Source organism: Vreelandella neptunia (assembly GCF_000712975.1).
Lineage (GTDB): Bacteria > Pseudomonadota > Gammaproteobacteria > Pseudomonadales > Halomonadaceae > Vreelandella > Vreelandella qaidamensis.
Genome location: NZ_JHQL01000002.1, coordinates 89102 through 101015 on the forward strand (window position 1 = coordinate 89102; position 11914 = coordinate 101015).

Consider the following 11914-nt stretch of genomic DNA (forward strand, 5'->3'; position numbering starts at 1 on the left):
AACGCTAAGCCGCATGACAATCAGAGGATGTAAATGGATCGCCAGAACGTGTTACAGCAACTTGTAAAACGCTATGCCCAGCAACCTGAGCGTTTAAGCAAACAAGTACGACTGGAGCAGGCGTTGCGACAAGCGATCACTAGGGAGTGGCCAAACCAAACTCGATTGCCATCGCACCGGCAGCTAGCAGTAACGTTGGGCGTTGCTCGACATACGCTGTCTCGTGCCATTGCGTCGCTTATTGAAGAAGGCCTACTGACGACGTTTCATGGCAAAGGCACCTGGAGTTGTAAGAAAGAAGTGTCTGCCGCGCCAACACCGCCAAGTGTTAAGCTTTCGAAACGCGCTCAGCAAGTGTTGCGCTGGCCAGGGGCGAGCACGGTGCAAAGCGGTGCCTTTGTGCCTGGCATACCGGACATCGCGCAGTTTCCAATGCGCAAGTGGCGTCAGCTTTATGCCAGCGTCACCGTGCCACAAAATGCTTTGCTGCTCTCTTACTCTACCGGCGGATATGGCCCGCTTAAGCGCGCAATCCGAGAGTTTCTGGCACGCTGGCGCAATATTCATTGTGATATTGAGCAAATCATTATCACCGACGGTACCCATAACGGCATTGAGCTATGCGCCATGGCATTAGCCGATGTAGGCGATACCGTGGCAATAGAGTCACCCTGCTACTGGGGGGCGCGCAACATATTCACGGCGGCGGGCCTTTCGATTGAGATGCTGCCTTGGTTTCCCGATAGCGGGCACGCTTTACCGCAGACAACCGATAATATTGCGCTTGCCTATTTGACCGGCTCACATCACTACCCGCTTAGCGTGCCTACAAACGCTACGCATAAGCAGCAGTTGTGTACTGCGCTATCGCCTACTTATGTGGTTGAAGATGACTACGAATTCACCCGAGACGATCACACTAACCTGCTGTTTGATCCACACTCGGAACGCCATTTACTAGTAGGTTCGTTCTCTAAGATGATGTTTCCCGGCCTGCGGCTTGGCTACTTGGTAGTGCCACACCACTTGGCAGGCCCGATGAATCGCTTGCGCAGCGAGTTATTTCGCGAAGGCCGTATGCTTGAACAAGCGGTATTGGCACAGTTTATGTTTGATGGTGATTTAGATGCCTGGTGCCGCCGTATTCAGCGCGACTATTTAGGCCGCCAGCAGGTGCTTCATGACCAACTCAGCTCACTGCCCAAGGTAAGCAATGTGTCTCCCCCGACTAGCGCAATTAGCTTGTGCGTTGAGTTTGCACCAGGGGTTAATGATGTGGCACTTGCCCAAGCACTGCTCAAAGAACACTTCATTGTTCGTCCGCTAAGCACGGTATGCACTAAGACAGATCCACGCGTTGGCTTGGTAATGGGCGTGGGCATGCTATCAGGGGTAACATTAGTGCGTGAAGCACAGCGGCTGCGCCGCTGTTTAGAGTTACTGCTGCGTTAAGCGCAAGGTTTAGAAAGTATTAGTGGCACGCTTTAGGTCTATTGATAAAAGCGCAGCCGCAAAAACGTCTTCACTAGAACTCATTTATAAGAGCTTATTTATAAGAGCTTATTTATAAAAACTTATTCACAAGGATTTTGTCATGCGTCGCCCTGTTGATAATTCTATCGATAAGCGTTTTAGGGTCAGGTTCTCGTTACCCTTCACGGCACTCCGCCTATTGATAGCGCTGAGCGCCATACTCGTTGTTTCAGGCTGCGCAACCTTTGCTCCTAGCCCGCCTGAAGATCAGAGCAATATTTGTGAAATCTTTCGTGAGCAGCCGAGCTGGTATGACTATGCTCGGGAATCAGAAGAGAAATGGGGCACGCCTATTGCCACGCAGATGGCGTTTATTCAGCAGGAATCTTCATTTCGCAGCCATGTGCGCCCAGACCGCAAATATTACCTGGGCTTTATTCCCGGCCCCCGTCCTTCTTCAGCTAAAGGTTATGCCCAGGCCCAAGACCCAGTATGGGGAGAGTACCGTGACCAAGCAGGCAGTTTGATGGCACGGCGTACGCATATGAAGCACGCCACTGATTTTATTGGTTGGTATAATCGCCGTTCTCAGCAACAGGCGGGCATTTCGCTAAGTAATCCTGAACACCTTTATTACGCTTACCATGAAGGCGCAGGGGGTTATCAGCGAGGCTCCTACCGCAGTAACCCCCACGTACTGCGTGCAGGCAGCCAAGTGGCAGCCCGCGCTAACCGTTATCAAGCGCAGCTCAACGCTTGCGAAGCAGAGTTTCAGTGCCGCAAGTTTTATCAAGTCTGGCCGTTTTGTCGTAGTTAAGAGGCTCACTCATAGCACTACTAAGTGGCGTGTAAGTGACATGGCTAATAAGTGGCACGGCATTAGTAAGCGTTGTGTTTTTGACAACACTACTTTCTGGCGTGGTAATAGTTGGCATGGTGAAACAATAACGGTAGCCATGCCAATGATGTCAGAACGCCTTACCGGGCGTAGCGCAGCTAATTATCTTACAGGGAGCATCCCCAATGTTTCGGAAACGATGCGGAACGCTTGTCTTGAAATAATAAGACTCCCCCGGCCCTAAACGTCTAGCAGTGCTCCCAACAATAACTTCGATCTCGCCTTCTACTACAAAGCCAGCCTCTTCACCATAGTGAGTAATCATAGCCTGGCCAGTGTCAGCGCCCGGCAAATATTGTTCGACCATAAACGCCAATGCACGGTTGGGCCGATTTGCTCCGACCAGCTTGAAGGAAATATCACCGGATGCGATATCAACCAAGTCATCCGCCGAATAGAAAATCTGCTCCTGGCTATCAAGATCCATCGTAAAAAAATCACCAACGCTCATAGAGAAAGCGTTTAGGATTTTCTTCAGAGAACTGACTGATGGGCTAACTTTTCCTTGCTCTATAAGCGAAAGGCTTGAGTGAGTGACCCCACACAGCTTTGCCAGTTCACGCTGCGAAATTCCTCGCTGTTTGCGCAAGGAGCGCAAGCTCGCACCCACGTCATCCGACATGCCTTTTTCACTCCCTATTAATAAGTGAATTAATTTAAATCAGTGAATTACGTTGACGGTTTATTGACGGGCACATAATAGCGCAAAAAAAACCCCACGGCTGTGGGGCAATCTCTCAATTAACGTGGTGTTTTGAAAAATAGGTATCTTAATCAGCCTCAGCCATCATACTCCGCTCAGGCGCTACGGGCACCGGCCAACCCTGCGTCGTTACCCGCCGTTTGAGGGTCGTCTTCATAGGCGATACGGAAGCCGGTAAAACCATAAAGAAGAGCAAACATCGGACTCAGCAACGCCAGAAAGGCGTAGGGCGCATAGCTAAAGGCACTGACCCCAAGCGTGGCAAACATAAAGGCACCGCAGGTATTCCAGGGCACCAATGGTGATGTCATGGTGCCTGCATCTTCTACCGTGCGAGACAGGTTTTTCAGCTTGAGCGAACGGCGCCTGTACTCGTTGGCATACATACGGGCAGGCAGAATAATACTCAGATACTGATCGCAACCCACGACGTTAGCGGCCATTGATGTTGCTACCGTTGTAGCAATCAGGCTGCCAGTAGTCTTAGCCAGTTTAAGCAGACTCTCAACAATCGTGCGAAAGAACCCTGCCGACTCAAGAATTCCGCCAAAGCTCATCGCGATAATGATTAGCGAAACCGTCCACATCATGGCGCTGACACCGCCGTTGGTCAGCAGCTCGTCTACCGTCACGTTTCCAGTATCGACCGCGTAGCCTTCCACAAAAATAGTGAAGCTATCGCCTAAAGGCACGTCCTGAACCACAATCGCGCAGACAATCCCCATCAATGAGCCTACAGAAAGCGCAGGAATGGCGGGTACTTTCTTAATCATCATCACGATAACCGCCGCTGGTACCAGCAGCAGCCAGGGGCTGATGATAAACAACTCATTGAGACTCTGCTGCAACTCGGCTACTTGTGTTGCGCCATCACCAGAAGGCGTCATGTTCAAGCCGATGATAGTATAAAGCACCAAAGCAACTGCTAGCGCAGGGACCGTGGTGTAAAGCATATAGCGAATGTGTTCAAACAGATCAACGCCAACCACACCTGGCGCCATATTGGTGGTTTCAGAAAGCGGAGAAATTTTGTCGCCAAAATAAACGCCTGAGATCACGGCTCCCGCGACCATTGCGGGATTAAGGCCTAGCCCTTCACCAACGCCCATTAAGGCGATACCAATAGTCCCGGCCGCCGTCCAGGCATTTCCCCCAGCCAACGATACTAAACAGCAGATTAAGCACGCCGCGACCAAGAAGTAATCTGGCGCCAGAATGCTCAGGCCGTAATAGATCATCGTGGGCACAATCCCACCAGCAATCCAGTAGCCAATAATCGTGCCGATAATAATCAGAATGACAATTGCCTGAGTCGTCAGGCCAATAGAGCGCATGATACCCGCTTCAAGTTGTTTCCAGCGGCTACCCGTCGCAATAGCCACCACCGTCGCCACAATCGCACTTAAAAACAGTGGCAGGTGCGGATCTGTCTCGAAGTAGCCAATAAATACGCCCAATGATGCCGCCATAAACACAATCGGTATCATGGTCGCTTTTAAACTTGGCCGCGGTGTTTCCTGATCGTCCTTAGCAGTAGTGTCGGTCGACATAATGTCCTCACTCAGCATTTGCTTGTTGTTGGTGTTGGTGTTGGTAGCGATATAGCCGCGTAAAAAACCGTTTTGCAGGTCCGCTAGGACCATTGCAAAGCGTGTTATTACATGTTTGATACGGTGTTTAGGCACAGGGGAGCCGTTACCAAGTGCCGCCGCTTGAACGGCAGCGCCTGGCGCTGTAGGTAACTCAACGTAATGTCTTCAATGGCGGTTCGCTCGTCACGAACCGCAATGTTTAGGGGCTAAGCGACATCCACACTGTTTTCACTTCACAGTATTTCTCTTGCGCGTGAAGCGATTTATCGCGCCCATTGCCGGACTGCTTAACGCCACCGAAGGGAACAGTCTGATCGATACCAGCCCAGTTATTCACATATACCTGGCCAGATTGCAGACGCCGAGAGACCCGCATGATGCGGTCAATATCTTGGCTCCAAACTCCAGCAGCAAGGCCGTAGTCGCTGTCATTAGCCAGCGCAATCGCTTGCTCTTCGCTGTCGAAACCAAACACACTCAGCACAGGGCCAAATATTTCTTCGCGGCCAATGCGCATCTCGGGAGTTACATCATCGAAGACTGTAGGCGGCAGGAAATACCCATTGGAACCGCTAGGTTCGCCGCCTAGCTTCAGGGTAGCGCCTTCATTTTCACCTTGGCGGATATACTCCAGTACGCGTTGGTACTGCGCTTCATCCACCATGGCGCCCATGAAGCTAGCTGGATCGAGCGGGTCTCCAGGTTGCATATGCTCAGCAGCTTTCACCACGCGGGCCACAAAGTCTTTGCGAATACTGTTTTCCACCAACAGGCGTGAACCAGCAATACAGACTTCGCCTTGGTTGTGGAAAATAGCTTCCGCAGCGCTTTTAGCGACGGCATCAAGGTGTTGGCAGTCGGCGAAAACGATGTTGGGGCTTTTGCCGCCACACTCCAGAAACACGCGTTTCAGGTTGGATTGTCCCGCGTACTGCATCAGCTGTTTGCCCACGCCGGTGGAGCCTGTAAATGCCAGACCATCGACCTGCATGGAAAGCGCCAAAGCCTTGCCCACCGTATGGCCGTAACCTGGCAGCACCTGAAAGACGCCATCGGGAATACCCGCTTCCTTGGCAAGATGTGCCAAGCGCAGCGCTGACAAAGGAGATTTTTCCGACGGTTTGAGAATGACGCTGTTGCCCGCCGCCAGAGCCGGTGCAATCTTCCACGACGTCATCATTAGTGGGAAATTCCACGGCACAATGGCAGCGATAACGCCCATTGGCTCGCGCAGTACCAACCCTAGCGCGCGATCTCCAGTAGGTGCCACTTCACCGTAAAGCTTGTCGATACATTCCGCCTGATAGCGCAGGCAGGCAACAGTGCCTGCCAAATCCCCTAGCGAGCTGGAAATCGGCTTGCCCATATCCAACGTATCTAACAGCGCTAATTCATCGCGGTGGGCCTCTACCAGCTCGGCTAGACGCAGTAGCACCCGCTTGCGCTTACTTGGGTGGCAACGTGACCAGACACCACTTTCAAAGGTTGCACGGGCTGCTTGCGTCGCAAGCTCAGCATCTTGAGCATCGCAGCTGGCCACCTCTGCAAGAACATGCCCGGTGGCAGGGTTAATGCTGGTCAGCGTGCTGCCATCGACGGCAGCGACAAACTCACCATTAATGAAGGCGCGCGTTTCAAAGCTCAACGATGAAGCTTTTGATTGCCAGTCGGCGAGGGTTTTCGGTGTATCTGCCGCCATTATGCACTCTCCATAGGGTGTGTTATCGCCAGCTTTTCAGCGGTTTTATCCAACGCCAAACGCGCCTTGCTGACTAATTCATCGATTTCATCGCAGGTAATAGTGAGCGGCGGAGAGATCACCATCGTATCGCCCACTGAACGCATCACCAGGCCACTTTCAAAGCACAAATCACGACACAGATTGCCCGCAGAAAGAGACTTATCGAAGCGTTCGCCGGTACTCTTGTCGGCGACTATTTCTAGTGCACCAATCAAGCCTAACGAACGGGCTTCACCCACCAACGGATGCTCAGCCAGTTCCTGCCAACGCTTAGCCAGATAGGGTCCCAATTCATCGCGGACTTTCTCGACTACCCGTTCACTTTCCAGCAATTCGAGGTTTTTAAGCGCAACAGCCGCACACACAGGGTGGCCGGAATAAGTAAAGCCGTGGAAGAACTCACCGCCGTCTTCGATCAGCGTATCGGCTACGCGATCTCCCACCAGCACCGCGCCAATGGGCAGATAGCCCGACGACAACCCTTTGGCAATCGGCATCAGGTCAGGTTTTAACCCATAGTGAGTACTGCCAAACCACTCGCCTAAACGTCCGAAGCCGCAAATGACCTCATCGGCAATCAACAGAATGTCGTACTTGGCCAACACCTCTTTCACCGCAGGCCAATAGCTGTCCGGCGGAATGATCGCACCGCCTGCGCCCTGCACCGGCTCAGCAATAAAAGCCGCCACTTTGTCTTCACCTAACGCCAGAATTTGCTCTTCCAACGCTTGGGCACACTGCTTGCCAAAGGATTCCCGGCTCATGTCGCGCCCTTCACCAAACCAGTAAGGCTGGCAAATATGGGTAATCCCCGGCACACATGGACCGCCTTGATCATGCATCGGCGCCATCCCGCCAAGGCTCATGCCTGCGACAGTAGAGCCGTGATAACCATTTTCACGCGAGATAACCCATTGCTTTTCCGGCTTGCCCTTAATCGCCCAATAGCGTCGTATCATGCGCAGCACAGTATCGTTGGCTTCAGACCCGGACCCCGTGAAGAACACATGATTGATATGCTCGGGTGCCAGCTCACTCAGCTTTGCGGCCAGCTTCACTGCCGGTGGGTGGGTGGTTTTAAAGAAGTTGTTGTAATACGGCAGCTGCTGCATCTGCTCGGTGGCGGCGTCAACCAACTCCTGACGCCCGTAACCGAGATTGACGCACCAAAGACCCGCCATACCATCAAGAATACGACTGCCCTGACTGTCGTAAATGTATACCCCATCGGCATGGGTGATGATGCGGCTACCCTCTTCACCAAGTGATTTAAAGTCAGTGAATGGATGAAGGTGATGTTGGCGATCCAGCGTCTGATAGTCCTGGGTCTGCATAGGTCAGTTCCTGTTCAAGTCGTTGCAACAAGCGTTCAGCTAGCAGCAAGCTGGGCGGCGCGTTGGGTACGATGCTGACGGCAGGCCGCCGCAAACCCCTGAAACAGTGCGTCATAGAAAGGATGTTCTTTAGGACGCCACTCCGGATGCCACTGAACAGCCAGGGCGAACGCAGCAGCGTCGCGTACGGAAATCGCTTCAACTAACCCATCAGGCGCCCAGGCTTCTGCCTCAAGGCCCGTTGCAAGCTGATCAATCCCCTGCTGATGAAGTGAGTTCACCTCAGCCTGCTCGCTGCTATAGAGCGCTGCCAAGGCACCACCCGGGCGGATGCTTACCGTATGAGAGGGAGCATAGTGGCCCGCCACATCGTCAGCGGGCGGCTCACGATGATCGAGCATGCCTGGTAGCGTTTGAACTGCCTGATGAAGCGTGCCCCCAAAGGCGACATTCATTTCCTGAAAGCCGCGACAAATGCCAAACAGAGGCAACGCCTGACGTAGCGCCTCATGCACCCAGCAAAGCGCCGCTTCATCGCGCCGAGCATCAGCGCGGGTATTCTCTTGGGCGCGTTCAGCACCATAGCGGTCAGGAGCAACGTTGGTATAACTACCGGTTAGCATCAAGCCATCCAGACTACTCAACAGAGCGACGGCCTGCTCAGTACGCTGCTCGGGCGTCAACATATCAGCAGCTAACACAGGAAGAATCACCGGCGTGATGTCGTACTGGTAGAGTGCCTCCAGATATTTATCGGTCACTATCTGCGCAGGATGGCCTTCCACTTCTCGGCAGCAGGCGATAACACCCACCAGTGGGCGTCGGAAATGCGTTGCTTGCATAGTCAAACCACTTTGTCAGTTGTTATGTTTTATTCAACAGTCACTTCAACATAGCGTGGCTTGTTTTATTTTCCAATAGCAAAATAGAATTTTTATGAAAAAACACCACAATTATCTGATAAACAAGCAATTAAAAAATAAAATTAACAATTCCTAAATTAAAACCACTATTTTTTGTTATTAAATAATTGACACGGACGACTGTCGACGCAAGGATACTGTTAGCAGAAACACAACTAAAACGGCATAAAAATAAGGTACAACGTATGTCCTCTGCCAATAATTCAGACGTTCAAAACGTAGCCTCGGACTTTCTTGACAGTCACCCAGACATCACCAGCATTGACCTGTTAATCAGTGATCTTAACGGCGTTATTCGTGGTAAACGCATTCCTAGCGACAACCTTGGCAAAGTGTTTGAAAAAGGCATTTATTTGCCTGCTTCGGTATTTGCGTTGGACATCAATGGCAACACCGTGGAAGAGACAGGCCTGGGGCTTTCCAGCGGCGACGGCGACCGCGTATGTCGCGCCATTCCCGGCACGCTCAACCCGGTCACCTGGATGAATAACAACCAGTATGGCCAGCTATTAATGACCATGGAGGAGATGGATGGCTCGCCGTTTTTTGCTGATCCACGCCAGATTCTCCGGCGCATTCTTGAGCAATTCTCCGACCGAGGATTGACCCCCGTTGTTGCTCTCGAGCTAGAGTTTTATCTGGTTGATCGTTTACGCGACGAAGAAAACTTGATTCAGCCACCGCAGTCTCCTTGCAGCGGCGAGCGCGCCACTCAAAGCCAGCTTTATTCGGTGTTGGAGTTAGACGAGTATGCTGAATTTATCAATGACTTGCAGAGTGCCGCCCAGGCGCAAGGCTTGCCGCTGGATACTGTATTAAAAGAGTGTGCACCCGGCCAGTTTGAAGCCAACCTGATTCACACAGATGATGCGTTAAGCGCCTGCGACCACTCGGTACTACTCAAACGACTGATCAAAGGCGTTGCATTAAAGCACGGCTTTGAAGCTACTTTTATGGCCAAGCCTTACGGCTTAGAAGCGGGTAGCGGCACCCATGTTCACGTCAGCCTGGTAGATAGCAACGGACATAATATCTTTGCCGAAAACGGCGACGAACCGCTGGAGAGCTCCGCACTGCAACACGCGGTAGGAGGGCTGCTGGAACTGATGCCAGACTCCATGGCACTGCTGGCCCCCAACCTCAATTCGTTCCGCCGTTTTCAGGAAGGACTCTATGTGCCCATGGCACCTACCTGGGGGTACGACAACCGCTCTGTGGCAATACGCGTCCCCGCAGGTCCTAAAGAAGCGCGGCGCATAGAACACCGCGTGGCGGGTGCCGATGTTAATCCCTATCTGTTACTGGCCACCGTGCTAGCCTCTATTCACCATGGCCTAACTCAACAGATTGCACCTGCGGAGCCAATCATCGGCAACGCCTATGACCAAGTCGCGCCTCAGCTGACTAACAGCTGGACACAAGCACTACACCTGTTGAATAACAACCGCGTACTTGGCGAACAGCTTGGCGAAGACTTTATTGAAGTGTTCATTGCCAACCGCCAAGCAGAGCGCGCCGAAACCATGCGCGAAGTTAGCGCCATGGAGTATGACTGGTACTTACGACACGTATGATTTGGTAGGCAACTAATAAATAGCTAATAGAAAAGAGAGAGGTCCTCGCCTCTCTCTATGTGCTTTTTATAGGTGCTTTTTTTAATAAGCACGCTTTTAAACCCTCCCCCTCTACGACTTTTCACCTGCTTTACCGTGCTATCTCATTTAATCTAAAAACGGGGTGACGAATATCTCCGTCACCCCGTTGCCAAGAAAGTGGTTCGCTCTAGAGCGCTAAACTGCCAGCCGGTCACGCATGGCGTAGAACCACGCCCCCATCGCGGAAAGCGGGACACGTAACAACCGCCCACCAGGCATTGGTAAGTGGGAAATTTGTGCAAAAGCTTCAAAGCGCGTCTCTTCACCGCTGATCGTTTCTGCCACTAACTTGCCAGCCAGATGAGAGCACGTTACCCCGTGACCAGAGTACCCCTGGGCGTAGTAAACGTTGCTATTAATGCGGCCGAACTGCGGCAGGCGATTAAGTGTCAGCAAAAAGTTACCACTCCAGGCGTAATCGACGCGGACATCGCCAAGTTCTGGAAAGGTAGACAGCATTTTCGGCCGAATAGCGGCCTCAATACTAGCGGACGCCTGCCCGCCATAGTTCACCCCGCCGCCATACAGCAAGCGGTTATCGGCGGTCAGGCGATAGTAATCCAAGAGGTAATTGCAATCCTCTACCGCTTTATCGTTAGGCAGTAACCGTGCAGCTAGCGCTTCAGGCAGCGGCTCAGTGGTAATGATCTGGGTGCCACACGGCATCGCTTTGCTTTCCAGCTTGGGTAGCAACCCTTGCAAATAAGCATTGCCAGCCATGACAACTCGTTGAGCGGTCACGCGGCCTTTGGGCGTATGCAGCGTTACCGGCTCACCGTGCTCCACGCGCGTCACGGGGGAGTGTTCAAAAACCTTGCCACCCAACGACTCCAACGCTGCTGCCTGCCCCAGCACTAAGTTGAGCGGATGCAGGTGTCCACCAGAATGATCCACCAACGCTCCCACATAACGGTCGCTGCCTATTTCTCGTTTGACCTCTTCACCTTCCAACAGCTCCAGTTGCTGATGGCCGTAACGCTCCCACAAGGCTTTTTGCTCTTTCAGGCCTTCCCACTGTTTCTTGTTACAGGCGGCAAACAAATTGCCTTCTTTTAGGTCGCAGTTGATCTGATACTTTTCAATGCGCTGACGGATAATCTGGTTTCCCTCAAAGGCCATCGCACCCAGCGCTCGGGCAGTTTCAGCGCCGTTTTGTTTCTCGATAACATCCATATCACGGCTATAGCTGTTAACGATCTGGCCACCGTTGCGCCCAGACGCCCCAAAGCCAATCGCCACGCTTTCCAGCACCACTACACGGTGGCCGCGCTCTGCCAAATGTAGAGCTGCAGAAACACCCGTAAACCCAGCCCCGACGACGCAGACATCACACTCAATGTCCCCTTCCAGCATAGGCCTTTGAGAAGTGGAGTTTGACGATGCCGCGTAGTAAGACGCTACATGACCAGAAGACGCTTGAGGTTGCATTTGCCACCTTCCTTTTGTTGATTATTTTAACCAATCTGATCATATAGACCGGCGTACTAATGCGCAAGCAACAGCATAAAATGGGGATATAGAAGGTAACCGCACCTTTTACCACAAAATAAATGTTATTAAAAAAGCAACAGCTGGGTATAAAACACACGACCATT

9 protein-coding genes are annotated in these 11914 nt (G+C 52.2%); 3 read left to right on the top strand and 6 right to left on the bottom strand.

What is annotated here, in order from left to right:
* The first annotated feature begins 33 nt into the window (after positions 1 to 33).
* On the top strand, positions 34 to 1452 hold the full coding sequence (locus CR46_RS0105085) for an aminotransferase-like domain-containing protein (RefSeq protein ID WP_030070419.1): 1419 nt from the start codon (positions 34 to 36) through the stop codon (positions 1450 to 1452).
* Between the two features lie 142 nt (positions 1453 to 1594).
* On the top strand, positions 1595 to 2290 hold the full coding sequence (locus CR46_RS0105090) for a transglycosylase SLT domain-containing protein (RefSeq protein WP_030070420.1): 696 nt from the start codon (positions 1595 to 1597) through the stop codon (positions 2288 to 2290).
* A 151-nt stretch (positions 2291 to 2441) separates the two neighbouring features.
* Here the strand turns inward: CR46_RS0105090 and CR46_RS0105095 are convergent, their stop codons facing one another.
* The 5 genes from CR46_RS0105095 to CR46_RS0105115 all read right to left on the bottom strand — a co-directional run bounded on the left by CR46_RS0105095 (position 2442) and on the right by CR46_RS0105115 (position 8583).
* Positions 2442 to 2993, bottom strand: coding sequence for a cupin domain-containing protein (locus CR46_RS0105095; protein WP_030070421.1), 552 nt, complete (start codon positions 2991 to 2993; stop codon positions 2442 to 2444).
* A 176-nt stretch (positions 2994 to 3169) separates the two neighbouring features.
* Positions 3170 to 4717 (bottom strand): Na+/H+ antiporter NhaC, encoded by a 1548-nt coding sequence (gene nhaC, locus CR46_RS0105100; RefSeq protein ID WP_232222341.1) that lies wholly within the window; start codon positions 4715 to 4717, stop codon positions 3170 to 3172.
* Between the two features lie 148 nt (positions 4718 to 4865).
* The gene (locus CR46_RS0105105; protein WP_030070423.1) at positions 4866 to 6365 is read right to left on the bottom strand and encodes an aldehyde dehydrogenase; all 1500 of its coding nucleotides are present in this window, start codon (positions 6363 to 6365) and stop codon (positions 4866 to 4868) included.
* Complete coding sequence (locus tag CR46_RS0105110) at positions 6365 to 7741, bottom strand: aspartate aminotransferase family protein (RefSeq protein WP_030070424.1); 1377 nt, start codon at positions 7739 to 7741, stop codon at positions 6365 to 6367. The genes CR46_RS0105105 and CR46_RS0105110 overlap by 1 nt, the downstream gene beginning before the upstream one ends.
* 35 nt (positions 7742 to 7776) lie before the next feature.
* A complete protein-coding gene (locus CR46_RS0105115; protein WP_030070425.1) occupies positions 7777 to 8583 on the bottom strand; it encodes a gamma-glutamyl-gamma-aminobutyrate hydrolase family protein in 807 nt (268 codons plus the stop codon).
* Between the two features lie 266 nt (positions 8584 to 8849).
* On the opposite strand from CR46_RS0105115, the gene CR46_RS0105120 reads away from it, so the two are divergent.
* Positions 8850 to 10238 (top strand): glutamine synthetase family protein, encoded by a 1389-nt coding sequence (locus tag CR46_RS0105120; protein ID WP_030070426.1) that lies wholly within the window; start codon positions 8850 to 8852, stop codon positions 10236 to 10238.
* Positions 10239 to 10454: 216 nt separating this feature from the next.
* Here CR46_RS0105120 and CR46_RS0105125 read toward each other — a convergent pair whose 3' ends face one another.
* On the bottom strand, positions 10455 to 11747 hold the full coding sequence (locus CR46_RS0105125; protein WP_030070582.1) for an NAD(P)/FAD-dependent oxidoreductase: 1293 nt from the start codon (positions 11745 to 11747) through the stop codon (positions 10455 to 10457).
* Between the last annotated feature and the right edge of the window lie 167 nt (positions 11748 to 11914).